This window comes from Pseudomonas syringae pv. coryli str. NCPPB 4273, from assembly GCF_000972175.1.
In the GTDB taxonomy this organism is placed as follows: domain Bacteria; phylum Pseudomonadota; class Gammaproteobacteria; order Pseudomonadales; family Pseudomonadaceae; genus Aquipseudomonas; species Aquipseudomonas syringae.
The window spans coordinates 52,986-78,185 of record NZ_AWQP01000053.1 but is presented as its reverse complement, the minus strand read 5'-3'; the positions used below and the strand labels follow the sequence as shown (position 1 = coordinate 78,185).

At 59.6% G+C, this 25,200-nt stretch carries 20 protein-coding genes; 11 read left to right on the top strand and 9 right to left on the bottom strand.

The window, feature by feature from the left end:
• Nucleotide 1: 1 nt before the first annotated feature.
• From P406_RS20535 to P406_RS20515, 5 genes are all read right to left on the bottom strand, one after another.
• Nucleotides 2-1,180: a glycosyltransferase gene (locus P406_RS20535; protein WP_046237197.1), complete on the bottom strand. Its 1,179-nt coding sequence runs from the start codon at nucleotides 1,178-1,180 to the stop codon at nucleotides 2-4.
• A complete protein-coding gene (locus P406_RS20530) occupies nucleotides 1,180-3,171 on the bottom strand; it encodes a GumC family protein (RefSeq protein WP_003417683.1) in 1,992 nt (663 codons plus the stop codon). The genes P406_RS20535 and P406_RS20530 overlap by 1 nt, the downstream gene beginning before the upstream one ends.
• A gap of 17 nt (nucleotides 3,172-3,188) precedes the next feature.
• The gene (locus P406_RS20525) at nucleotides 3,189-3,968 is read right to left on the bottom strand and encodes a polysaccharide biosynthesis/export family protein (RefSeq protein WP_003370469.1); all 780 of its coding nucleotides are present in this window, start codon (nucleotides 3,966-3,968) and stop codon (nucleotides 3,189-3,191) included.
• 132 nt (nucleotides 3,969-4,100) lie between these two features.
• Nucleotides 4,101-5,558, bottom strand: a complete 1,458-nt coding sequence (locus P406_RS20520; RefSeq protein ID WP_046237196.1) for a mannose-1-phosphate guanylyltransferase/mannose-6-phosphate isomerase — start codon at nucleotides 5,556-5,558, stop codon at nucleotides 4,101-4,103.
• Nucleotides 5,558-6,994 carry an undecaprenyl-phosphate glucose phosphotransferase gene (locus tag P406_RS20515; RefSeq protein ID WP_003417681.1) on the bottom strand — a complete coding sequence of 479 codons (1,437 nt, stop codon included), beginning with the start codon at nucleotides 6,992-6,994 and terminating at the stop codon, nucleotides 5,558-5,560. Before P406_RS20515 ends, P406_RS20520 begins: the two co-directional genes overlap by 1 nt.
• A 523-nt stretch (nucleotides 6,995-7,517) precedes the next feature.
• Between P406_RS20515 and yegS the strand changes: the two genes are divergently transcribed.
• Nucleotides 7,518-8,435 (top strand): lipid kinase YegS, encoded by a 918-nt coding sequence (gene yegS / locus P406_RS20510; protein ID WP_046237195.1) that lies wholly within the window; start codon nucleotides 7,518-7,520, stop codon nucleotides 8,433-8,435.
• Here the strand turns inward: yegS and P406_RS20505 are convergent.
• Nucleotides 8,419-9,081 (bottom strand): response regulator, encoded by a 663-nt coding sequence (locus P406_RS20505; protein WP_046237194.1) that lies wholly within the window; start codon nucleotides 9,079-9,081, stop codon nucleotides 8,419-8,421. The two genes, yegS and P406_RS20505, sit on opposite strands and share 17 nt — an antisense overlap.
• Before the next feature lie 166 nt (nucleotides 9,082-9,247).
• Nucleotides 9,248-9,679: a hypothetical protein gene (locus tag P406_RS20500; protein WP_003412175.1), complete on the bottom strand. Its 432-nt coding sequence runs from the start codon at nucleotides 9,677-9,679 to the stop codon at nucleotides 9,248-9,250.
• Nucleotides 9,680-10,129: 450 nt separating this feature from the next.
• Between P406_RS20500 and P406_RS20495 the strand changes: the two genes are divergently transcribed.
• Entirely contained in the window at nucleotides 10,130-11,056 is a 927-nt protein-coding gene (locus P406_RS20495) for a chemotaxis protein CheV (protein ID WP_003315817.1), read from the top strand.
• A gap of 102 nt (nucleotides 11,057-11,158) precedes the next feature.
• Nucleotides 11,159-11,968 (top strand): MOSC domain-containing protein, encoded by an 810-nt coding sequence (locus P406_RS20490; protein ID WP_046237193.1) that lies wholly within the window; start codon nucleotides 11,159-11,161, stop codon nucleotides 11,966-11,968.
• A gap of 57 nt (nucleotides 11,969-12,025) precedes the next feature.
• Here P406_RS20490 and P406_RS20485 read toward each other — a convergent pair whose 3' ends face one another.
• The gene (locus P406_RS20485) at nucleotides 12,026-13,954 is read right to left on the bottom strand and encodes a transglycosylase SLT domain-containing protein (protein ID WP_003412171.1); all 1,929 of its coding nucleotides are present in this window, start codon (nucleotides 13,952-13,954) and stop codon (nucleotides 12,026-12,028) included.
• Between the two features lie 204 nt (nucleotides 13,955-14,158).
• Here P406_RS20485 and P406_RS20480 point away from each other — a divergent pair, with 204 nt between their 5' ends.
• The gene (locus P406_RS20480) at nucleotides 14,159-16,069 is read left to right on the top strand and encodes an ATP-binding cassette domain-containing protein (RefSeq protein WP_003412170.1); all 1,911 of its coding nucleotides are present in this window, start codon (nucleotides 14,159-14,161) and stop codon (nucleotides 16,067-16,069) included.
• Between the two features lie 68 nt (nucleotides 16,070-16,137).
• Here P406_RS20480 and P406_RS20475 read toward each other — a convergent pair whose 3' ends face one another.
• A complete protein-coding gene (locus tag P406_RS20475; RefSeq protein ID WP_003412168.1) occupies nucleotides 16,138-16,578 on the bottom strand; it encodes a universal stress protein in 441 nt (146 codons plus the stop codon).
• Between the two features lie 130 nt (nucleotides 16,579-16,708).
• Between P406_RS20475 and P406_RS20470 the strand changes: the two genes are divergently transcribed.
• The 7 genes from P406_RS20470 to P406_RS20435 all read left to right on the top strand — a co-directional run bounded on the left by P406_RS20470 (nucleotide 16,709) and on the right by P406_RS20435 (nucleotide 25,193).
• Nucleotides 16,709-17,146, top strand: a complete 438-nt coding sequence (locus P406_RS20470) for a hypothetical protein (protein ID WP_003412166.1) — start codon at nucleotides 16,709-16,711, stop codon at nucleotides 17,144-17,146.
• 693 nt (nucleotides 17,147-17,839) lie between these two features.
• Entirely contained in the window at nucleotides 17,840-20,005 is a 2,166-nt protein-coding gene (fadB, locus tag P406_RS20460) for a fatty acid oxidation complex subunit alpha FadB (RefSeq protein WP_046237191.1), read from the top strand.
• A gap of 4 nt (nucleotides 20,006-20,009) precedes the next feature.
• Complete coding sequence (gene fadA / locus P406_RS20455; RefSeq protein ID WP_003417674.1) at nucleotides 20,010-21,185, top strand: acetyl-CoA C-acyltransferase FadA; 1,176 nt, start codon at nucleotides 20,010-20,012, stop codon at nucleotides 21,183-21,185.
• Nucleotides 21,186-21,287: 102 nt separating this feature from the next.
• Nucleotides 21,288-21,524, top strand: coding sequence for a DUF1653 domain-containing protein (locus tag P406_RS20450; RefSeq protein WP_003315802.1), 237 nt, complete (start codon nucleotides 21,288-21,290; stop codon nucleotides 21,522-21,524).
• Between the two features lie 113 nt (nucleotides 21,525-21,637).
• On the top strand, nucleotides 21,638-24,250 hold the full coding sequence (topA, locus tag P406_RS20445; RefSeq protein ID WP_003417673.1) for a type I DNA topoisomerase: 2,613 nt from the start codon (nucleotides 21,638-21,640) through the stop codon (nucleotides 24,248-24,250).
• 123 nt (nucleotides 24,251-24,373) lie between these two features.
• Nucleotides 24,374-24,895, top strand: a complete 522-nt coding sequence (locus tag P406_RS20440; RefSeq protein WP_046237190.1) for a DUF6586 family protein — start codon at nucleotides 24,374-24,376, stop codon at nucleotides 24,893-24,895.
• Between the two features lie 64 nt (nucleotides 24,896-24,959).
• Nucleotides 24,960-25,193 (top strand): hypothetical protein, encoded by a 234-nt coding sequence (locus tag P406_RS20435; RefSeq protein ID WP_002554102.1) that lies wholly within the window; start codon nucleotides 24,960-24,962, stop codon nucleotides 25,191-25,193.
• The last annotated feature ends 7 nt before the right edge of the window (nucleotides 25,194-25,200 follow it).

Here is a 25,200-nt window from a genome sequence, read left to right as displayed (position 1 = left end):
GTCACTTCTCCTGGCAAGCCTGACGAAATACATCGTGAAAATGTTCTGCGGTATGGCTCCAGACCCGGGCCTTGCCCATCAGCGCGGCATTCTCGGCCCATTGTCTGACCAGCTCTGGTGTAGCGCAGGCGCGGGCCAGTGCTTGCGCCAGCCCGTCGACGTCGCCTTGCGGGTAGATCATGCCGTTGCCGTGCGAGACCTCTTCAGCAAACGAGCGTGCATCCGAGGTGATCACGCCTCGGCCACAGGCCACCGCCCACGACAGCGCGCCGCTGGTGCCGCGCAGTTTGCCGAGAATCTTCAGTTTGCTTGACTCGCGATAAGGCAAAACCATGACGTGGTGGGCCTGGATAACCTGCGGGATCTGTTCGGCAGGCAGGTCCAGCTGCCAGTCGATCAGGTCGACAAGGCCCAGTTGGCGGATGCGCAGTCGCAGTTGTTCCAGATAACTGCCGGACGGGCCAAAGGCCATTTCCGGCTCGCTGCCACCGGCCAGGGTCAGGCGTACGGTCGAGCGCAGCGCAGGCTGGGCAGTGAATACGCTGGACAGCGCATCGAGCAGGTCCTCGATACCCTTGCCGCGATAAATGAAACCGAAATACAGCAGGCGCAGGGGATTCAATGGCGGCAACTGCGCGGGGGCGATGTCGAGGTTGCCGTGATTGATGACCGCCATCTGCGCGGCAGTCAGACCCATGCGCTGGCGCAGGCTCTGACTGCCCGCCTGGGTCAGGGTCACCAGGCGGGTCATGTGTCGCGCCAGTTGCCGTTCTTCACGCAGGCACAGCGGATCGGCCAGTACCGTGGCGATTTCCGGCAGCGGCGAGCGCATGCCGCTGACCATCGACAACGGCCAGGGCAGTTTTTCGCGCCGCCAGACCAGCCGCTCGGGATCGTGCACGGTCGCGGTCAACGGCAGCTTGGGGAAACGCCGACGCAGTGCGCGCAGGGCTTGAAACTCCGCCAGTCGCCCGCCGCCCAGTTCGGCGTGGACCAGATCGATGCCGCTCCAGTCGGTTTCGGCCACTCGCTGTTCTGCCGCGCGCGGATCGTTGCCGACGCCCTGCAGCGGTGTACTGACCTGCAGACCCAGGCCTTCAAGCGCATGCCGCAGATGTCCTGCGTAATCGGCGATGCCGTTCTGCTCGGGTGGCAGCGGCGCAAGCAGAGCTATCCGCATCAGCCTCGGCTCCCGATCCGCTTGAGGAAATTCAGGACCTTTTCAGGCACTTCGAAACGCCGACGATTGATGATGATGCCGTCGACTTTCTTGAACGCGGTGTTGAGGTTGTTCAGCGTGTCTTCCAGCATCGGCACGGTGGTGTCCTGGGCGCGAACCACCAGTACGATCAGGTCAGCCTTGCGCAGCAGCACGAAGGCGTCCTGATTCGCTGAAAGCGCCGAGGCATTGATCAGCACAATTTCGCCCGGAATGGCCGGACCGCGGCCCTCGGTGCGTACCCGATGGCCCTGTTCGGCAAGCAATGCGCTCAACCGCGCGATCACGAACGACACGCCGGCGCCGTATTTGACCGAGGTGAAACCGATGGTCAAGCCGCGCTCGTCTACCTGGTCCAGCGGCAGAATGCCGTACACCCGATGCAGATTGGAGGTGAAGGCCGCACTGCGTTCCTGAGCACGTTCCAGATCGGGGAGACTGGTCCAGACCGGAACACCAAAACTGCTCTCGATCTTGTCGCCGTCATGAATGCGCTGGTCCAGCAGGTAGAAGAAGTACAGCGCCACGGCACCGACCACGATACTCAGCGGGAATGCCAGAAACAGCATCAGCAGGCTTTTCGGGAATACCCGGCTGGGGTTGAAGGTCGCGTCCTCGACGGTCGCGATATTGCTGATCTGGCTGTTGTCGAGCTCACGGTCGATACGCGATTTTTCCAGGCTGTCCTTGTACAGCGCGTAGCTTTTCTCTGCCGCATCGAGCTCGTTTTGCAGGCGCGACAGTTCCGGTTCCAGATTCAATGCCTGTTGGCGGTCGCTTTCCAGCTGCGCGATCTGCGCGTTCTGCTGAAGAAGCTGGGTTTGCAGGCGTGCGTAGCTGGTCTGCTGATCGGCGTAGACGTTCTGCATGCGGTTGTAGATAGGGTTGGGCGTGATGCTTTCGGAACGCTGTACGGTGGCGTCCTGTTCCTTGAGCAGCTTTTTGAGGTTATTGATTTCTTCGTTGATGGCCCGAATAGGCGGCGCCTCTTCCTTGAACGAGCGAAGCATTTCCTGGCGTTCCACTTCCTTGCCGTTGATGCGGTTCTGCAAGTCCTGGCGATTGGGGTTGAGGGCCAGTTCGCGGCCTGCCGAGACGGTCTTGGGCTGCGCTGCCAGTTGTTTTTTCAGCAGGTCCAGACCTGCCTTGGTCGAGGCAATCGAGCGGGTGGTGTTGTTGCGCTCGGTGCGCAGATCGTTTAGCCCCTGCGAGGTGTCGGCCAGACGCTGGGAAATACTGACCGCACTCAACTGGTTCAGGTAGTTCTGGATCTGCTTCTTATACTCGATGATGTTCGCGCCAGTGGCCTTCACTTCCCCTTCGTAGAACGCGTACAGGCTGACCCGGCCCAGCGTCTTGGTACGCTGCGTCTGATACTCGGTGATCCAGGTCTTGAGCACGGTCTGCGCGATTTCCGGGTCGTTCCAGGTAAACCTCAGTTCCATCACCGACGAGCCGGGCTCATGGCTGACCTTGAAGTTTTTCTCCAGATCCTCGGCCAGACGTTCGGCCTGGGAGCGATGTTCTACCAGCCCGATGAATTGCAGAACGCTGCGCACGCCGTTGACCAGCGCTCCGACGACGGTCTTGATGCCGTTCTTCACCGAGGCCAGAACGCCGGTTTCAGGCGGCACCATGGACAACTCGGCGAGGTATTTCTCGGACACGGCACGCATGATCGGCCGCCCGCTCAGCATGCGCTCCTCGTCAAGCAGCGGATCGCGCAGGCCGCTCGGTATCACGATGGCCTGACGATCCGACAACTCGATCGGCACCGTGCTGCTGTCGCGCCCCGGCTTGACCAGCAGCAGGGCGGTGGACTCATAGCGGTTGGGGAGCAGAAACGCGCCCAGAAGAATGATGACGAACGTCGCCAGCACGGTAATCCTGACTTCGCGCTGGAAGATGAACAGCAGGCGCAGCAAGTCGCGGAATGAGCGGATGTTGATCATGTCTGTTTCCCTGACAATTAATTGTTGTTGCGCAGCTCGTAATTCATGCCCAGGCCGATCGACTTCGCGAAGGGGATCAACTGGTTGAAATACAGGGACACGCCGTCAACCTTGTTGCCGACCGATGATTTGGGAACGAACACGATATCGCCGCGTTTCAACAGGACCGGTGCGCTAGGGCCACCGGCGCCGCCGGCCCAGAGAAACTTGCTGTAATCGAAGAAGTAAGTCTTGTAGAGGCCGTTTTCTTCCTGACGCAGCAGCGCGACCTGACCGGCATCGGCGTCGAGCGCCACGCCGCCCGCGCCGACAATCGCCTGGTCAAGGTTGGTGGCGACGTTGACCGGCAAAGTGACCGAGTTGCGCACCGCGCCGCCGACGAACACCGTGTTGCCCGGTGACTGGGAAATGTTGATGGTCAGCGCGGTCTCGCGGTAGACGTTCTGCAGCTTGCTTTCCAGCAGGTCGTTCAGTTGCTGGAGTGTCAGGCCTGCGGCCTTGACGGTGCCGATATAAGGATAGGAAAAGGTGCCGTCGTTGAGCACCTGAAACAGGGTCAGTTCATAGATGGAGTTGGCGGTAAACGCCGAAATCGACGGCGCCTCTCCGCTGTTGCGCACGATGCGCAGCGTATCGCCTGGGCGGATTCGCTCCGGCGGTAGTGGCTTGCCTGCCAGCGCGCGGCCCGCAGCCTGGCCGGCCTCTATTTGCGCACGGTCATCGGGCAGGCCCACCCTGGAAGGGGTATTGCACGCACTCAACAGCAATAAGCTGGCAATCAGCATCATGCTTTTCATTGGTCCTGAACTCCTGTCATGCACAAATACGGCTCCCTTGCGGGTAATAAATTCATGTTGGCGGGTCATGCCTGTTCCGGGTGCTGTCAATTGCGCGCCCTGTGGATCAAGCGGCGCGTGTTGCTGCGCCGATCAGCTCTTCACGGCCTTGTCGGGTACACGTCCATAAATATCGGTAAAACGCACAATGTCGTCTTCGCCCAGGTACTCGCCGCTCTGCACTTCGATCATCACCAGATCGATGACGCCGGGGTTGACCAGACGATGCGTGTGGCCCGGCTTGATGAAGGTCGACTCGTTGGTATCGAGCATGAACTCACGCTCGCCGTTGGTGACACGGGCCATGCCGCTGACCACGATCCAGTGTTCGCTGCGGTGATGGTGCATCTGCAGCGACAGGGACGCCTGCGGACGAACCACGATGCGCTTGATCTTGAAACGCTTGCCCTCTTCGAGAACGGTGTAGGTGCCCCATGGGCGTGTGACCGTGCGGTGCAGGCGGTAGGCATCATGGCCCTGACGCTTGAGCTCCTGAGCGATGATCTTGACGTCCTGACTGCGACGACCGTCAGCGATCAGCAAGGCGTCGGGGGTATCGATGATGATCAGATTGTCCAGGCCGATAGCGCCCACCAGACGCTTGGGTGAGTCGATGTAGCAGTTGCTGACGTCGTGCAGCACGGTTTCGCCATTGCAGTAGTTGCCTTGAGCATCGCCGGGAGACAGTTCACGCACCGCCTGCCACGAGCCGATATCACTCCAGCCAAGCTGACAGGGCACCACGGCGACTTTTTCGGAGCGTTCCATCAGCGCGTAGTCGATGGAAATGTCCGGTGTCAGGGCAAACGACTCACCGTCCAGCTCGACTTGCAGCTCACGGTTGCCTTCCTTGCGCGGGCTCGACTCCAGGCAGGCGCTGACGGCGCTCAGGACGTCCGGCGCATGCGTGCGCAACTCGCGCAGCACGGCGTCGGCGCGCATGCAAAACATGCCGGCATTCCAGAAATGCTCACCGCTGTCCAGATAGCCCTGTGCAGTGATCGCGTCGGGTTTTTCGACAAAACGGGCGACCTGACAGGCGTCGGCATTGAGTGCCGGGCCTTTCTCGATGTAGCCGAAACCGGTTTCCGGTGCGGTCGGCAGAATGCCGAACGTCACCAGCCAGCCCTCTGCAGCCAGCCTCTGTGCGGCGCTCACCGCTCTGGAGAATTCCGCCACGTCGGTGATCAGGTGATCGGCAGGCAACACCAGCAGTTGCGCCTCGTCGCCATACAGCTGGCTGACATGCAGGGCTGCAGCGGCGACGGCAGCTGCCGTATTGCGGCCGAAGGGTTCGAGGATGAAATCCAGGCGTGCATTGCCTTTGTTCAACTGGCGGTAGTCGTCCACCGTACGGAAGTAAACTTCCCGGTTGGTCACCGTCAGCAGACGCTCGACGCCGGGCAGACCGACCGCACGCAGAAAGGTCTTCTGCAGCAGGCTCTGGCAATCGGGCAGGCGCATGAACGGCTTGGGCATGGCTTCACGCGAAACCGGCCACAGGCGAGTGCCGGAGCCGCCGGCAATAATGCAGGGAATGAGAGTGCTCATCAGTAAGCCTCACGGGTGAATAGCACTGCAGGCACAGTGCGCATAAGGATGTAGAGGTCGAACCAGACGGACCAGTTTTCTATGTACTCAAGGTCGAACTCGACGCGTTTTTCGATTTTTTCAACAGTGTCGGTTTCGCCCCGATAGCCGTTGATCTGCGCCAGTCCGGTAATGCCTGGTTTGACGCGATGCCGCGAGGTGTATTCCTTCACCGCCTGCTCGAACAGAATCCCGGCAGCCTTGGTCGCCGTGGCATGCGGGCGCGGCCCGACCATCGACATGCTGCCCGCCACCACGTTGAACAGCTGGGGCAGTTCATCCAGGCTGGTCTTGCGAATGAAGCGTCCGACCCGGGTGATTCTGGCGTCGCCGCGGGTGGTTTGCCGCTCAGCGGTTGCATCGGCCTGGTGCTGATGCATGGAGCGGAACTTGAACACTTCGATCAGGCGATTGTTGTAACCGTAACGCTTCTGACGGAAAAACACCGGGCCTGGGGAATCGAGCTTGATCGCCAGCGCGACCAGCAGCATCAAGGGTGACAGCGCCAGCAATGCCAGCGATGACAGCACGATGTCTTCAGCACGTTTGATGAACGGTGACCAGCCACTGAGCGGCAGATCCGAGGCATTGAACATCGGCAGTCGGGCGACTTCGGTGATGCGGTTGTGGGTGTGCCGGAAGGCAATCATGTCCGGCACCAGCAGCACGTTGACCGGTAGCCTGCGCAGTTCGCGGATGATGTAGTCCATGCGGTTTTCTGCCGTCCACGGCAGGGCGACCAGCACTTGAGTGACTTTCTCTTCGCGGATCAGTCGTTCCAGATCGTTGGTGTTGCCCAGCAACGGCAGGTTGGCCACGGTCTTGGGCATGCGGCCGATACGGTCGTCGATAAAACCGGTCACGCCCGAACGAATGTCCTGATGTTCAAGCAGGTATTCGGCCAGGCGCTGGCCATTCTCCGTCGCGCCCAGAATCACCGCGTGCTGCAGGAAGACGCCCTTGCGCATCTGATGCTTGAACAGCGTCAGCAGCAGCAGGCGAATGATGCCGAACAGCGCAAGGCTGGTCAGGTACCAGATCAGCAGTTCTTCGGGTGGCAGGTAGCCGAACAGGCCCATTGCCTGCTGCATGAACAGCAGCAGTCCGAACGCGGCGGTCCAGGCCAGCGCCATCGCGCCCATGCGCAGATCGTTGCTGAACAGCGCTTCGGAATAGACGCCCATGGCCTGAAATACCAGCACCCCGACAAAACCGAAAAACAGCAGCATGGTCAGGTAACTCTGCTGTGTTTCCGCGCCGCCATCCTTGATCAACAGCATGATCACCAGGCCCGGCAGTATGCAGGCGATGCCGTGAGCCAGGCGGATGCCGAAAAGAAAGTATTCGACCAGGCTGGTGCGGGTCAGCGAAAGACTGTCGACGGGCTGCAACCTCATAGAAATCCCTTACTCCCTGTATGCGCCTGAATTCTGCTGATTCAGGACGTCTTTCTATTGTCTGCCTGCAACACCCGAAGGGTGTTTCTACGTGGACTGAGTCCAAGCGTAGCCAGTTACGCATCGTGCTGATGAGGAATCCAGATCGTCTTTTGTGAATAGCACTTTATGTATGTCGTCCCTGACCGGATTTTATTTAAGCCTTTTCAATCATTTGTGAAGGAAATTTCTCTCAGTTGAGGGTAATGCTGTCAGTAAAGCTCATGAAACGAATAGCGACAGTACAAAAGTGCTTCATTCATGACGCAGGCGTTGATCCGGACCGCCCGTTAAGTGGCTCTCGCCAGTGCCTGCGGGGCAAAACGAGCGGTTGCCAGGGTGAAAAAAATTTCCGCATCGGATGGGCTTTTTCCGACCGTCCGGGGTCACAGTCATGCGTCGTGCGAAATGTAAGCGGGCGCCGATAACAGAAAAGAGCGTCGCTCGCAGGTTTCAATTCGTAGGGTTCGGCAGAGGAGGTGTCATGACACAACGCAGGGCAATGCTCATTCTTCACGGTAAACAGGCACTCAATGAAGACGTGCGTGACGCAGTGGCAGACAAGCGCAAGCAGGGTTGGGAACTGGACGTGCGACTGACCTGGGAAGCCGGCGATGCCCAGCGCCTGGTCGACGAAGCCTTGGCCGCCGGTCATCGGCACATTGTCGCAGGTGGTGGCGATGGTACCTTGCGCGATATCGCCGAAGCCCTGGCATTGGCCGAAACCAAGGCCAGCCTGACTATTCTGCCGTTGGGGACTGCGAACGATTTCGCCCGTGCGGCCGGCGTGCCTCTGGAGGTCTCCAAAGCCCTGCAACTGATGGACGTGGCGCCACGTGCCGTCGACCTGGGGGAGGTCGGCGGCAAGCTGTTCCTCAACATGGCGACCGGCGGGTTTGGCAGCCAGGTCACGGCCAACACGTCCGAGGACCTGAAGAAGGTACTTGGGGGCGCTGCCTATCTGTTTACCGGCCTGACCCGATTCAGCGAGCTGCATGCGGCGCATGGCGAGCTCACCGGGCCGGATTTTCATTGGCGCGGTGACTTGCTTGCACTGGGTATCGGCAATGGTCGGCAGGCGGGCGGCGGACACGAGCTGTGCCCGACCGCGATGGCCGATGATGGTCTTCTCGACATCAGCATCCTGCCAGCGCCTCAGGAAGTGGTCGGCACGCTGAGGAGCCTTCTGGAGGGCGGGCTGGGGATCGACAATATGTTCATTCGCGCGCGTTTGCCTTGGGTAGAGCTCAAGTCCGCCCAAGGCCTGGATATCAATCTGGACGGTGAGCCGCTGTCGGGCGAGGACCTGCGTTTCGAGGCCCGGCCGGGCGCGCTTCAGGTGCACCTGCCAGCGGACTCGCCGTTACTGGGCGGCGCACCGAAGCTCAGTCGTCCAGACTGATAATCCGTTCGCGAACGCAAAACAGCACCAACCCGGCCACGTCGAATATCTGCAGGCGTTTCATGACCTGGGCGCGGTGAGTCTCGATGGTCTTGACACTCAGCCCCAGGCCATCGGCGATCTCGCGTGTGGACTTGCCGCGCACGATCAGGCGCAGGATTTCAAGTTGCCGAGCGGTCAGTCGAAAGCGCTCTTTCGCCGCCTGGGCCCGGTCCGAGGGTGTACCGCGCAGTGCGCACTCGATGACCATCTGAGCAATGGCCGGGCTCAGATAGCGCTCGTTGCCACGTAGCGCCTCCAATGCCTGTTCGAGTTCCGCAGCCGTAGTGTCCTTGAGCAGATAACCCTGCGCGCCGATGTCTAGCGTACGCATGATCATGTCCGGATCATTCTGCGCCGACAGGATCAACACCTTGCAGTGCGGTTGCACCTTCAGCAGGTGCTTGAGTGCATCCAGGCCGTCGATGCTTTTCATGCAGATGTCGAGCAGGATGATGTCGGGCTTGAGGCGCTGCGCAAGACTCGCCAGTTGCGAGCCGTCAGCCGTTTCGCCCAGGATGGTATATCCAGGCATGTCTGCAACCAGCGCTCGCACGCCGGCTCTGATAAGGGAGTGGTCGTCGACCAATAACAGATTGCAGGTCATTGTGATTTCTTGTGCAAATGAGACCGCTCAAACGTGTGTGCAGCCTCGGGTCATACTTGAATAGGATGTTAGCTGCAATAAAGACAATGAACGGAAAATGCTGACGTGACAACGCTGCCTCAATGACATCGCTATGTGACTCTCAACGGCCGGATGTGATCGAGTGTTATTGGCGGGTTGCATCTTTCGGCGAAGCCGATTGCGCGGAGACGCTGGCCAGTTTTTCCAGCAGTTCAAGCTGTTCGTGGTCGTCCATCGTCAGCTCGCCGGTATGCGGATCGAGAAGCTCGACTTGCCAGTACATCAGTGTCAGGCAGTTCTTGACGGCGAGCAGGGCTTCCTGAGAAAGCTCGTTGGCCTGGCCGCCGGTTTTCAACAGCTGGCACAGCTGACGGGAAAAATCGGCAATGCACGGCACTGGAACGGCTTCTGCCTCCTGCGCGAGCTTGCGCAGGGTGGTCAACAGGCAGCCGGTAGCGTCCTCATCGTTGGGGATCAGCTCCAGATGCGAAAGACATTCTTCCGACTTGTGCAGAAGTGCCTGAGACAGGCTCAGGAACTGGTCGTGCTTGTGCTGCCAATCGTTGTGGCTCAGCATCCTTTGTCTCCACTGATCATGGATAGCGAACTTCCGCCCGCGGCGAATGGCTGACAGTTAATGTCGATTTCAAACAAAAGTATGTAGGGCGTTTCTGAATGTTGCCAGCGCCACTCGATTGCAAGGATTGGGACGCGGACACAAATCAAACGCCATTCATGTAGTGAGAATGCCGTCACAATAGTGGCAATTAGATGTCGATCATATCAGGTTATCCCTGATTGACTTTTTGCAGATATTTGATTTGGTTTTGGTCGCAGAGAGGCACCGAGGCATTTTCGGTGTTGGTTTGGAGCTGCATTTGCGTGTCTTGAAAGCGACATCAGTAAAGCATGATGGTAAAATGACATCAATGCTTGAGAGTGGCCGTTCATCGCCATTAAGGTCCGGCTGATTTCAGCCGATACAGGCTCAACAGAATCAATGTGACCATCGCTTCAGGAGCTAATAATGGCAGGCATTCTCGACACAGTAGATCAGCGCACACAACTGGTGGGCGAGAATCGCCTGGAAATCCTCATGTTTCGCCTTGCCGGTCGGCAGTTGTTTGCGATCAACGTGTTCAAGGTCCAGGAAGTATTGCAGCTACCCAAGCTGACCCTCATGCCGCAACGCCACTCGTTTGTGTGCGGCGTGGTCAACCTGCGCGGCCAGACCCTTCCGGTGATCGACCTCTCCCAGGCCATCGGCATGCGTCCGCTGGTCCCGGGCCCAGGCAGCACGATCATCGTCACCGAATACAACCGATCGGTTCAGGCCTTTCTGGTTGGCGGTGTCGACCGCATCGTCAACATGAACTGGGATGCCATCATGCCGCCGCCGGTCAGCGCCGGTCGTCAGCATTACCTGACCGCGATCAGCAAGGTCGATGATCAGCTCGTAGAGATCATCGACGTTGAAAAAGTACTCGCCGAGATCGTGCCTTACAACGCCAAGGTGTCCCGCGAAAAGCTCGAAGACCCGGTGCTGGAAAACGCCCGTGGCCGCGAAGTGTTGCTGGTCGACGACTCCAAGGTTGCGCTGGCGCAGTTGCGCGACACGCTGTCTCAGTTGGGTCTCAAGCTGCACGTCGCCAGCGATGGTCTCAAGGCGCTGAACATGCTCAAGGCCTGGGCGGATGCAGGCGAGAACGTGCATGAGAAGCTGCTGATGGTGTTCACCGATGCGGAAATGCCGGAAATGGACGGCTACCGCCTGACCACCGAGATTCGTAACGATGCACGCCTGCGCGGCCTGTACATCGTCCTGCATACCTCGTTGTCCGGCAGCTTCAACGAATCGATGGTCAAGAAGGTCGGCTGTGACAACTTCCTTTCCAAGTTCCAGCCCGACAAGCTGGTCGAGGTCGTGCGCGAACGTCTTTTGATGATTGTCTGACGCCGCGCGCGATTCTTCATCGCGAGTGCCGCCGGCTCCGGCATCGGATAAGCTTTGCTGTCTGCAGCAAAGCTTATCCAGCCCTCAAAGGAATCGGCGCCCATGTTACGTCTCAGCTCGCTCTATCGTTTCCCGCTCAAATCCTGCAAGGCCGAGTCGATGCAGCGCGCATCGTTCGATGCGTTGGGGTTGGCGGGTGATCGACGCTGGATGCTGGTCGACGCCAGCAATGGCCGGTTCTTCACTCAGCGTGCGCTGCCGCACATGTCCCAACTGTCGGTATTGTGGAACGCCAGTGGCGGCGTGACGCTTTCGGCACCTGGCTTCGAACCCCTGGACGTCGCGGTTCCGCTGAATATCGACCTGAATCTGCGTGGCGTCACCGTCTGGCGTGACTCGCTGCAGGTGCCGGATGCGGGCGATGAGGCGGCCGAATGGGTCAGCCGGTTTATCGGCAAGCCCACGCGTATGGTCTATCTGCCGGCGGAGCGTGCACGCTGGATCCCTGGCGGCTATCAGACGGTCAACGACCGGGTGAGCTTTGCCGATGGTTTTCCACTGTTGCTGATCGGTCAGGGATCGCTCGATGACCTGTCAGCGCGCATGGGCAGGCCGATGGAAATGCTGCGCTTCAGGCCCAATCTGGTGATCGAAGGGGCCGAGGCCTTTGCCGAGGATGGCTGGAAACGCATCCGCATCGGCGACATCGAGTTCCAGCTGCTCACGCCTTGCGCACGCTGCATCCTGACCACTGTCGACCCGGCAACCGGCGAGCGCAGTGCAGATCGCGAACCGTTCGCCACGCTCAAGAATTATCGGGAAGTGGAAGGCAACGTGCTGTTCGGCCAGAACGTGGCCAACGAGGGGTTGGGCGAGCTTGAAGTGGGCATGTCCGTCGAAGTGCTGGAGTAGGGGCGGGGACTGCCGTTGTCCGGCAGGAGTGCTGAGCGCAGCACTCCTGCCGACCGGTCACTGGTCGTCGAAGAACCGCTCGTGCCAGTCGACCAGAGGCTGAGGGGAGTTGAGCTTCTGGCCGTAGATCACCGAGTACGACAATACGTTTTGCACGTACTGGCGGGTTTCATCGAACGGAATGCTCTCTACCCAGACATCGAAGGCCAGATGGTTGGCACCTTTAAGCCATTGGCGCACACGGCCCGGGCCGGCGTTGTAGGCCGCTGAGGCGAGCACCCGATTACCGTTGAACTGCGCATGCACCGAGCTCAGGTAGGCGGCACCCAGCTGGATATTGGTGTCCGGGTCCAGCACCTGCTGAGGCGAGGCCAGCGGGATGCTGTACTTGCGCGCGGTCTCCTTGGCGGTGGCAGGCATCAGTTGCATCAGCCCGCTGGCACCGACGCCCGAGCGGGCATCGTCCATGAAGGCGCTTTCCTGGCGCGTGATGGCGAACACCCAGCTCGAATGCAGGCCACGCACCTTGGCTTCGCGTACCAGCGTGTCGCGGTGTGCCATCGGGAAGCGAATATCCAGATCATCCCAGTATTGCGCCTGGCTGATGGTACGGATTGCCGGGAAATACCATTGCATGTCGTAGGCCAGCTTGGCCTGGGCAACCATCTCGTCACGATTGAACAGGCGGCTCACGTGATACCACTCGCGCCGACCGTTGACGATCTCGCCGCGATCGTGAAACTCCAGTGCGCGACGCACGCCCGGCGTGTTGCGTACCTTGTTGATCAGCGCCTGGCTCAGCACCAGCGGCTTGTTGTTGAGCTGGTACGGGCTCTGGGTGCGGTCGGCAGCCAGAAAGCCGTAGAAGTCACGCTCTTTGGCGACATCCTTGTACAGCGCGGCAATCAGCGGGCTGTTGGGTTGTGCCAGTTCCAGAGAGCGGGCTTCCCAGTAACGCCAGCGATTGGTCGCTGCCAGATCCTTGGGCAGTCGACGCGCGAGCTCATAGGCATCTTCCCAGCGACCCAGACGCAGCAGCAGGCGCAGGCGCCACTCGGTCACGGTGTCGTCACGCAATTCAGGGTCGTATTTGGTCATGACCTCCAGTGCGCGGTCGTCATAACGACGTGCCAGGGTCAGGCCGATTTCCTTGGCAATCTCGACCTGCTCTTCGCGGGAGAAATGCATGGTCGCGGCATAGCCATCGAGCATCGACAGGGCTTTCTGCGGGTCCTGCTTGGCGAGCCGGCGCAGGCCGAGACCGACCACGTCGGACATCGCTTCGTCTACCGGGGCAAATTGCGACGGGTTGTTGACCATCTCGGGTTTCTGCGCGACAGCCAGCAGCAGGCGTCCTTGCGGTGCCAGCGAGTTGAGGCTGTCCACCAGCGTGCTGGCCAGACTGTAATTGCGCGTCTGCGCCGCCAGCTTGGCGCGCTGCCAGCGCTTCTGTTCGGTCAGCTGGCCGGCGGCCGCCCACTGGGCAAAGAAACCGTCACAGGCAGCGGGTAATGTCTTGCCGGTCATCCAGAGCTTTTCGGCACTGGCGAAACCTTCGGCGCGCTTGTTGCTGTTCAACTGGTACTGACCGTACAGGCAGTCCAGCTCGACGAACTTCATCTTCGGGTCGTAATACTTGACGAAGGTTTGCCAGTCGCCACGCTCGGCCAGCCAGCGCAACCAGCGCAGCTTCATCCAGTTGGCTTGCGGCAGGTCGCCGTGCTCGGCAAGAAACTTCTCGATTTCGGGATTGCTTGCCGTTTTCAGGCGCGCCGTCAGTTCGTCGTATTCGAGGTAAGGCTCCAGCGGATAGTCGGCCAGGGCCGTGGCGTACATCTGGTAGGGGCCGGAATCGCCCTTGGCCAGTGCGCGCTTCGCTTCGTCGTAATACTTGCGTTGTTGGTTGAGGTCTACCGCATGAGCAGTCTGGACGGCGGTGGCGGAGAGGAGCAGGCACGATAAAAAGCTGAACAAACGACTGCGCATGAGACTTCCGAGCAGATGAGTCGGTGAAAAGTATTGCTAGCTTAGCCTTTTGCCAGCTCTTGGTGAAAGCATTGCCGACGAGCTTGTCTCATATGGAAATAATTGGCGGTCATAAAGTCTTGTCGAGGCGCGCGGCGGTGCCATGAATGCCGACATCTGCCTGCTATCTCAGGTAGAATGCGCGCCCGGTTTTTGGAGAAGCTCATGACCCTGCTCAAATTCAGCGATGTGTCCCTTGCTTTCGGCGCCATGCCGTTATTGGACAAGGTGTCCTGGCAGATCGCCCGTGGCGAGCGGGTGTGCATCATCGGCCGTAACGGCACAGGCAAATCCAGCATGTTGAAGCTGGTAAAAGGCGTTCAGAAGCCTGATGACGGGGCTGTCTGGCGCGCGCCCGGCCTCAAGATCGGCGAATTGCCCCAGGAATTGCCGGTAGCCGACGGACGGACGGTGTTCGACGTGGTTGCCGAAGGTCTGGATGGCGTCGGTGCCTTGCTGGCCGAGTACCACCACCTGGCGCAGAACTGCGTCACCGAGGAAGACCTGAACAAGCTGATGCACGTTCAGCAGGACCTCGAAGCCCGTGATGGCTGGCGCTTGCAGCAGCTGGTCGACAGCACGCTCAGCCGCTTGCAGCTGCCTGCCGACAAGACCCTCGCCGAACTGTCCGGTGGCTGGCGTCGCCGTGTTCTGCTGGCCCAGGCGCTGGTGTCCGAGCCGGACCTGCTGTTGCTCGACGAGCCTACCAACCACCTGGATATCGGCGCCATCGCCTGGCTTGAAGAAGCCCTCAAGGATTTCCAGGGTGCAGTGCTGTTCATCACGCACGACCGGGCATTCCTGCAAAACCTTGCGACCCGCATCCTCGAGCTGGACCGCGGCGGCCTGATCGACTGGGATGGCGACTACGCCAGTTTCCTGGTCCACAAGGAAGCCGCGCTGGCCGCCGAAGAGACCGCCAACGCACTGTTCGACAAGCGTCTGGCTCAGGAAGAAGTCTGGATACGCCAGGGCATCAAGGCGCGTCGTACCCGTAACGAAGGTCGCGTGCGTGCGCTCAAGGAGCTGCGTGTAGAGCGCAGCGAGCGCCGTGAGCGTACCGGCAAGGCCAACATTCAGCTCGACACCGCCGAGAAATCCGGCAAGCAGGTCATGGTGCTCGATAACGTCAGCTTCGCCCACCCGGGCGGGCCGACCCTGATCAAGGATTTCTCCATGGTCCTGCAGCGCGAGGACCGTATCGGTCTGCTCGGCGCCAACGGTACCGGCAAGACCACGCTGCTCAAGCTGATGCTCGACAACCTGCAGCCGACCGGCGGCAAGGTTGAAGTCGGCACGCGTCTGGATGTGGCCTATTTCGATCAGTTGCGTCACCAGCTCGATCTGGAAAAGACCGTAATCGACAACGTTGCCGAGGGACGTGATTTCATCGACATCGACGGCCAGAGCCGTCATGTGTTGAGCTATCTCGGCGACTTCCTGTTCAGCCCGCAGCGTGCCCGCACGCCGGTCAAGGCGCTGTCCGGTGGCGAGCGTGCCCGTCTGTTGCTGGCCAAGCTGTTCAGCAAGCCAGCCAACCTGCTGGTGCTCGACGAACCCACCAACGACCTGGACGTCGAAACTCTGGAGCTGCTCGAAGAGGTTCTGCTGACCTTCAAGGGCACTGTGCTGATGGTCAGTCACGACCGGGCATTCCTCGACAACGTCGTCACCAGCACCCTGGTGTTCGAAGGCGAGGGCAAGGTTCGCGAGTACGTGGGTGGTTATCAGGACTGGCTGCGTCAGGGCGGTTCGCCGCGTCTGCTGGGCGTCGCCGACACCAAGTCGGGCAAGGCCGAGCTGGCCAGCGCTGTGGTGCAGGCCGCACCGGTCGCCGCTCAGGACATGCCGGTGGCGAAGAAGAAGCTCAGCTATAAGCTTCAGCGCGAACTGGAGGCGTTGCCTGCGCAGATCGATGAAGTCGAAGGCAAGATGGCCGCGCTGAACGCGGAAATGGCCGAGCCGGGCTTCTACCAGCGCTCGGCGGAGCAGACTGCAGCCGTGCTGGCGCAGCTGGAAAACCTGCAGGCCGAGCTGGACAAGCTGCTGGAGCGTTGGGCCGAACTGGACGAGTGATCGTCCGGCGCGTTCCTGACATGCAGAAAAGCCCGGGTTGACCGGGCTTTTCGCTGTAGCAGGTCAGCTTACTCGGGTTTCTTGAGGCTCACCGCCAGCACATCGCACGGTGCGCCGTGCAGAACGTCGTTGGCTGTCGAGCCGAGCAGCAGGGCCAGGCCGTGACGGCCATGGCTGCCGACAACGATCAGATCGCACGCTTCGCTCTTGGCCAGCTTGTGGATTTCCTGGCGTGGCTGGCCGAACACCATGTGGCTTTTGCTGTTCTCCAGCTCCGTATGCTTGACCTCCAGCTTTGCAAGCTTCTCCCTGGCCTGGTCGATCTGTTGCTGTTGCAACTGTGAAAGGTCCATCGGCACGTCGCCGCCGAACGCCATGGCGATCGGTTCGACAATGTGCACGACCGACAGTTTTGCCCCGCTGGCCTTGGCCAGCCCGCTGGCGCGACGGATAACCGGGTCACACTCATCGGTGAGGTCGATGGCAACCAGAATGTGTTTGTATGGCATGAGGGTGTCCTCCGGGAGAATTGCAATGATGAGAGTATGGCTCTTTCGTTGGCATCTGGGCAGGCCCATGTGCAAGTCATTGTTTTCAAGAGTGTTGTAAAGAGCCTGAAATCGGCTGGGGGCAAGAAATATGACGGTCTGGATAGTCCTGTCAATCATTGGTGTGATGTTGAGTCCGCTGGTGTGGTTACGTCCCTCGCGCCAGCAGAGCGGCAGGATGGCGTTGCGCATGCAGGCGCGGCGCCTGGGCATGGGCATGCAACTGACCCCGCAGGAGTGGCCGCACTGGCTGAGCAAGGAGCCGCCCAGCCCTTGCGCGCAGTACCATCGTCCGCGTCTGGGCTCGCATGCAGATGCCTGGGTGTACTGGCAAAGCGAGCCGGGCGTGTGGTGCAACCGCTGGCGCGAGCCTTGCGAAGACGCGAAGCTGCTTCCTTACCTGCAAACATTGCCCGTGGATGCCTACAAGGTCGAGGCTGACGGGCAGCTGGTTGCGGTGTACTGGGCGGAGCGGGGCGAGGCAGAAGTGTTACAGCGTATTGATGCGCTGCTCAAGGCGCTGGCCTGACCCTGAATCGCAGGCATTAAAAAGCCCGATAACAACATCGGGCCGGGGTTGGCCAGGCAGGCCGATAATTCGTCGCGTGCCGACAGGCTTTCGCCGCCATGTCGGCTTTCGCTGTTGCGCACCCGCAAATCAGCTGCATTGCGAGCCTCTTGTGGCGCAGTGCTGCGACTCTAGACCTTTTGCTCCTTTTTGTCGCGATTCCTGCAAATATTTTTTGCGCGTGCCCTCGTGCGGTGCGTTCCTGGCTGATTGTTCGCGGCGCCTATCGAATGTCACGCGTCGCGGCTATCGTCATGCAGAAGCCCGCCAGGCCTTGCGTGGCGGCGTATTACGGCGTGCCCCATGCTGCAGCTGCAGGGTATTCGAATGGCCACTATCATTACTGCGAATGATGGAGGATCGCAGGTCTTCGTGGGCATTATGGGCCTTGCGCATGCTCCTGTTAAAACGTGGATTTTCAGGCGTTTTGTCGAATTGACAATCGTGTGGTTATGCCTGATGGTGTGCGTACCCAAATCAAACGGGCGTATGAAATGAGCGTTTGGTCGTCAGAGGGCTCTGACAGAATCCCGACTACCACGTCGCGGCGGTAAGCGTGTGATTTGGCGTGTTCATCGACGGCGACGTCGTAGCCCCGTCGGACATTGAGGTCCGGCGGGTATTGTTCAGCTTCCATATTGTGGAGATCAGTTGATGATTTACGAAGGTAAAGCCATCACGGTTAAGGCTCTTGAAAGTGGCATCGTCGAATTGAATTTCGACCTCAAGGGTGAGTCCGTCAACAAGTTCAACCGTCTCACCCTCAATGAGTTCCGCCAGGCAGTCGATGCGGTCAAGGCCGACGCATCGGTCAAGGGCGTGATTGTCACCAGTGGCAAAGATTCATTCATTGTCGGCGCCGATATCACCGAATTCGTCGACAACTTCAAGTTGCCGGAAGCTGAGCTGGTCGCCGGCAATCTGGAAGCGAACAGGATTTTCAGTGATTTCGAAGACCTGAACGTGCCGACTGTCGTGGCAATCAACGGTATCGCGCTAGGCGGCGGTCTGGAAATGTGCCTGGCCGCAGACTATCGAGTCATTGCCAGCAGCGCTCGCGTCGGTCTGCCCGAGGTCAAGCTGGGCCTGTACCCGGGTTTCGGCGGCACCGTGCGTCTGCCACGCATCATTGGTGCCGACAACGCGATCGAGTGGATTGCCTCGGGCAAGGAAAACGCTGCGGAAGACGCTCTCAAGGTCGGTGCCGTGGACGCAGTGGTAGCGCCCGACAAGCTGCAGGCCGCCGCCCTTGATTTGATCCAGCGCGCCATTTCCGGCGAGTTCGATTACAAGGCCAAGCGTCAGCCGAAGCTGGACAAGCTCAAGCTCAATGCCATCGAACAGATGATGGCATTCGAAACCGCCAAGGGCTTCGTCGCAGGTCAGGCCGGCCCGAACTATCCGGCCCCGGTCGAAGCCATCAAGACCATCCAGAAAGCCGCCAACTTCGGTCGTGACAAGGCGCTGGAAATCGAAGCCGCCGGTTTCGTGAAAATGGCCAAGACTGCTGCCGCGCAGAGTCTGATCGGCCTGTTCCTGAACGATCAGGAGCTGAAAAAGAAAGCCAAGGGCTACGACAAGATTGCCAAGGACGTGAAGCAGGCGGCCGTGCTGGGCGCCGGGATCATGGGCGGCGGCATCGCTTATCAGTCGGCAGTCAAAGGCACGCCGATCCTGATGAAGGATATCCGCGAAGAAGCCATTCAACTGGGTCTGAACGAAGCGTCCAAACTGCTTGGCGGTCGCCTGGAGAAAGGTCGTCTGACCGCGGCGAAGATGGCCGAAGCGCTTAACGCCATTCGTCCTACGCTGTCCTACGGCGATTTCGGCAATGTCGATCTGGTCGTCGAAGCAGTCGTCGAGAACCCCAAGGTCAAGCAGGCGGTACTGGCCGAAGTCGAAGCCAACGTGGGTGAAAACACCATTCTGGCGTCCAACACCTCGACCATCTCGATCAGCCTGCTGGCCCAGGCCCTCAAGCGCCCGGAAAATTTCGTCGGCATGCACTTCTTCAACCCGGTGCACATGATGCCGCTGGTGGAAGTGATCCGTGGCGAGAAATCCAGTGAAGAAGCGGTCGCCACGACCGTTGCCTACGCCAAGAAAATGGGCAAGAACCCGATCGTGGTCAACGACTGCCCGGGCTTTCTGGTCAACCGCGTGCTGTTCCCGTATTTCGGTGGTTTCGCCAGACTGGTCAGTGCGGGCGTGGATTTTGTGCGCATCGACAAGGTCATGGAGAAATTCGGCTGGCCGATGGGCCCTGCCTACCTGATGGACGTGGTCGGTATCGACACCGGCCACCACGGTCGTGACGTCATGGCCGAAGGTTTCCCTGATCGTATGAAAGATGATCGTCGCTCTGCGATCGATGCTCTGTACGACGCCAAGCGCCTCGGGCAGAAGAACGGCAAGGGTTTCTACGCGTACGAGACCGACAAGAAGGGCAAGCCCAAGAAGGTCAATGACCCGGCAGTGCTGGACGTGCTCAAGCCGATTGTCTACGAGCTGCGCGAAGTCAGCGATGAAGACATCGTCAACTGGATGATGATCCCGCTGTGCCTGGAAACGGTCCGCTGCCTGGAAGACGGCATTGTCGAAACCGCTGCCGAGGCTGACATGGGCCTGATCTACGGTATCGGTTTCCCTCCATTCCGTGGCGGCGCGCTGCGCTACATCGATTCCATCGGTGTTGCCGAATTCGTTGCCCTGGCTGACCAATACGCCGAACTGGGTGCCCTGTATCAACCGACCGCGAAGCTGCGTGAGATGGCCGCCAAAGGCCAGAGCTTCTTCGGTCAAGCGTCTTCCGAGGAATGAACCAATGAGCCTTAATCCAAGAGACGTCGTGATTGTCGACTTCGGTCGCACCCCGATGGGCCGCTCCAAGGGCGGCATGCACCGCAACACCCGCGCCGAAGATATGTCCGCGCACCTGATCAGCAAATTGCTCGAGCGCAACAACAAGGTCGACCCGGCTGAAGTCGAGGACGTGATCTGGGGCTGCGTCAACCAGACCCTGGAGCAGGGCTGGAACATCGCGCGCATGGCGTCATTGCTGACCCAGATCCCGCACACCTCGGCCGCCCAGACGGTAAGCCGTCTTTGTGGTTCGTCCATGAGCGCGCTGCACACGGCTGCTCAGGCAATCATGACCAACAACGGTGATGTGTTCGTCATCGGCGGTGTCGAGCACATGGGTCATGTCAGCATGATGCATGGTGTTGACCCGAACCCGCACATGTCCCTGCACGCTGCCAAGGCCTCCGGCATGATGGGCCTGACCGCCGAAATGCTCGGAAAAATGCACGGCATCACCCGCGAGCAGCAGGACGCGTTCGGTCTGCGTTCCCACCAGCTGGCGCACAAGGCGACGCTGGAAGGCAAGTTCAAGGACGAAATCATCCCGATGCAGGGCTATGACGAGAACGGTTTCCTCAAGGTCTTCGACTACGATGAAACCATCCGTCCGGACACCACTCTGGAAAGTCTGGCGGCACTCAAGCCTGCCTTCAATCCAAAAGGTGGCACCGTGACTGCCGGTACGTCCTCGCAGATCACTGACGGTGCGTCGTGCATGATCGTCATGTCGGCCCAGCGTGCCCAGGACCTCGGTATCCAGCCGCTGGCGGTGATCCGTTCGATGGCAGTGGCCGGTGTCGACCCCGCAATCATGGGCTATGGTCCGGTTCCGGCCACCCAGAAAGCGCTCAAGCGCGCCGGCCTGAGTATTGCCGATATCGACTTCTTCGAGCTCAACGAAGCCTTCGCTGCACAGGCCTTGCCGGTGTTGAAAGATTTGAAAGTGCTCGACAAGATGAACGAGAAGGTTAACCTGCACGGCGGCGCCATCGCTCTTGGGCATCCTTTCGGGTGTTCCGGTGCACGCATCTCCGGCACTTTGCTCAATGTCATGAAGCAAAATGGCGGCACCTTCGGTGTGTCGACCATGTGTATTGGTCTGGGTCAGGGCATCGCGACCGTTTTCGAACGCGTCTGATTCCCGAGTGTGATGCGAGCCGGGGCTTGGTGCCCCGGCTTTTGTTTTTTGAAAAAATGGTTTCAGGCAAATTTTTTGGACGTGTTACAAGGGGACCGCGACATGCAACTGCAACCAGGGCTCTATCGCCATTACAAGGGCCCGCACTATCGGGTTTTCAGCGTTGCAAAACATTCCGAAACCGAAGAGGAAGTCGTGTTTTATCAGGCTTTGTACGGCGATTTCGGCATGTGGGTACGTCCCTTGAGCATGTTTCTGGAGTCGGTCGAGGTTGACGGCGAGCACGTCCCGCGCTTTGCTCTGGTTGAGGCTGAACCCAGCCTGTTTTCCCGAACGTGAGAGGCGATTGCACAACAGGCTGTGCTTGACCTCACCTTGTAGCCACTATATATAGCGTGGCCTTTACAAGCTCCTCACTGTCTTTCATCTAGTATTCAGGAATTTTCTGATCCATGGGCAAATCGCTGGTCATCGTGGAATCCCCGGCTAAGGCCAAGACCATCAACAAGTATTTGGGCAACCAGTACGTGGTGAAGTCGAGTATCGGCCATATCCGAGACCTGCCCACCAGCGGTTCGGCGAGTGCCGCCAAAGATCCTGCCGCCAAGCGTGGCAAGGCTGCTGCGGGCGAAGGCCCGGTACTGACGCCGAAAGAAAAGGCGCAACGCCAGCTGGTCTCGCGCATGGGAGTCGATCCGGAACACGGCTGGAAAGCCAAGTACGAGATCCTCCCCGGCAAGGAAAAGGTCATTGAAGAGCTGCGCAAGCTCGCCAAGGATGCCGACATCATCTATCTCGCGACGGACTTGGACCGCGAAGGGGAAGCCATCGCCTGGCACCTGCGCGAAGCCATCGGTGGGGATGACAGCCGTTACAAGCGCGTGGTGTTCAACGAAATCACCAAGAAAGCCATTCAGGAAGCGTTTTCCAAGCCAGGCGAACTGGATATTGCCCGGGTCAACGCCCAGCAGGCGCGTCGCTTCCTCGACCGCGTCGTTGGCTACATGGTCTCGCCACTGCTCTGGCAGAAGGTCGCCCGCGGCTTGTCCGCCGGACGTGTGCAGTCGGTCGCAGTAAAACTGGTGGTCGAACGCGAACGTGAAATCCGTGCGTTCAACCCTGAGGAATACTGGGAGATCCACGCCGATCTGGGCACCGCCAAGGGCGCCAATGTGCGTTTCGAAGTGGCGCGTGAAAACGGCGAAGCGTTCAAGCCGCTGAATGAAACCCAGGCCATGGCTGCCCTTGAAAAGCTCAAGGCGTCCAGCTACAGCATCGTCAAGCGTGAAGACAAGCCGACCAGCAGCAAGCCATCGGCGCCGTTCATCACCTCGACCCTGCAGCAGGCGGCGAGCAATCGTCTGGGATTCGGCGTGAAGAAGACCATGATGATGGCTCAGCGCTTGTACGAAGCGGGCTACATCACTTACATGCGTACCGACTCGACCAACCTGTCGGCTGATGCCGTCAGCATGGCGCGTGACTACATCGAAACCGAATTCGGCAAGAAGTACCTGCCGGAGTCGCCTAACGTCTACAGCAGCAAGGAAGGCGCGCAAGAAGCGCACGAAGCGATTCGTCCTTCCGACGTCAACACTCACCCGAGCAAACTGACCGGGATGGAGCGTGACGCCGAGCGGCTTTACGAGTTGATCTGGCGTCAGTTCGTGGCCTGCCAGATGCTGCCTGCGCAATACCTGTCGACCACCGTCACGGTCGCCGCTAGCGATTTCGAGCTGCGTGCCAAGGGCCGCATCCTGAAATTCGACGGTTATACCCGTGCGCTGCCGCAGATGGCCAAGCCTGGCGATGACGATGTTCTGCCGGACATGGCGCAGGGCGAGACCCTGAAACTGAACAAGATCGACCCGAGCCAGCACTTCACCAAGCCGCCTGCGCGTTACTCGGAAGCGAGCCTGGTCAAGGAGATGGAAAAACGTGGCATCGGCCGTCCGTCGACTTATGCAGCAATCATTTCGACCATCCAGGACCGTGGCTACGTGGCGTTGCATAACCGCCGCTTCTACTCGGAAAAGATGGGCGACATCGTCACCGGACGTCTGTCCGAAAGCTTTTCCAATCTGATGGACTATGGCTTTACCGCGGGGATGGAAGAGAACCTCGACGACGTGGCCCAGGGTGAGCGCGACTGGAAAAACGTGCTGGACGAGTTCTACGGCGATTTCCGCAAAAAGCTCGACGTGGCCGAGGCTGCCGATGGCGGCATGCGCGCCAACCAGCCGGTGATGACCGATATCCCGTGCAAGGTGTGCGGTCGTCCAATGCAGATCCGTACCGCCTCGACGGGCGTTTTCCTGGGGTGCTCCGGCTACAGCCTGCCACCCAAGGAACGCTGCAAGGCGACCGTCAATCTGACTCCTGGCGACGAAATTGCCGACGATGATGAGGGTGAGTCCGAGTCGCGGGTTCTGCGCGGCAAGCATCGCTGCCCGATCTGCAGCACGGCGATGGACGCCTACCTGCTGGACGAGAAGCACAAGCTGCATATCTGCGGCAATAACCCTGATTGCACGGGTTACGAGATCGAGGAAGGCACTTACCGCATCAAAGGCTATGAAGGTCCGAGCCTGGAATGTGACAAGTGTGGCAGCGAGATGCAGCTCAAGACCGGCCGTTTCGGCAAGTTCTTCGGCTGCACCAACCCGGACTGCAAGAACACCCGTAAACTGCTGAAGAGCGGTGACGCGGCGCCGCCGAAGATGGACCCGGTGAAAATGCCGGAGCTCAAGTGCGACAAGGTTGACGATACCTACATCCTGCGTGATGGGGCTTCGGGCCTGTTCCTGGCCGCCAGCCAGTTCCCGAAGAATCGCGAAACCCGCGCACCGCTGGTCATCGAAATCGCTCCGCACAAGGACGAAATCGATCCCAAGTATCACTTCCTTTGCGAAGCGCCGAAGAAGGATCCGGACGGTCGTCCAGCAGTGATCCGCTACAGCCGCAAGACCAAAGAGCAATACGTCCAGACCGAAGTAGAAGGCAAGCCTACCGGCTGGCGTGCGTTCTACGACGGCAGCGCATGGAAGGTTGAAGACAAGCGTTGATCGCAAGCGCCCGGCTCACGTGAGCCGGGCGCTGTTTTCGATAGGCGTTCGCCTGTTTCGCCGGAGTGTCCAGGCGCCGCAGGCTATGCTGTTCTCTATCCCATCGTTATGGAGAGTGTCGCCATGGCTCATGAGCTCTATACCCGTACCAACCAGAAAATCTATTTCGCAGGGCTCTCGCTCGAAGCGTTGGGCAGGGCGGAGAAGGGGCAGGCGGTGAACTCTCCTGCGTTGTTGCAGGCAGAGCGCGAATCCGCGCTGTTTCATCTGTATGGTGCGCTGCTGGGCCTGTGTCACGAGATCGCCGGCTATTACCGTCTGCCGCAGGCCGGTGCGCGCCGTGCGGAAGAATTGTTGACGCAGGAAGTGCTGAACGCCATCGCCATTCCCGAAATGGCCGAGCTGGTAGAACTCGCCCAGAATCGCCAGACATGGCTTGCGCAATTGCTGGCGGCCTATAATGCCTTGTATGAACCACCGCGTGCGCCGAAAAAGCTCAAGGGTGATGTCACGCAGCCGATGATACAGGCAGTGAACCTGGACGCCGAGCCGGAGTCTGAACTCTCACGTGCAGAGCTTGAAAATTGGCGTCAACAACTCAAAGGGTTGGCCATCCGTTTTCGTGAAGGCCTGAGCGAGTGCTGAAAACCAATGAAGTAAGGGCTGGCAGGCTGTTACAATGCCGGCTTATCGCGGAGTAACTGTACCAATGCCTACCTCTTTCCTGGAAATTGTCGAACTACCTGACGGACGTATCGAGCTGCGTCGTGCCGATGACGAGGGTTCTCTGGTAACGCTTGATTTTTCTGCGGATGCCAAAGCGTTCATGCAAGGTCAGCATGTCGAGGTCGCCAAAGCCATGTTGAGTGTGGGTGTGCAGATGGCTGGCCGCCTGGCTGAAGGCGAAGTCGAAAAGGATGATGTGCCTCACGTTCTGCACTGATCGAGGA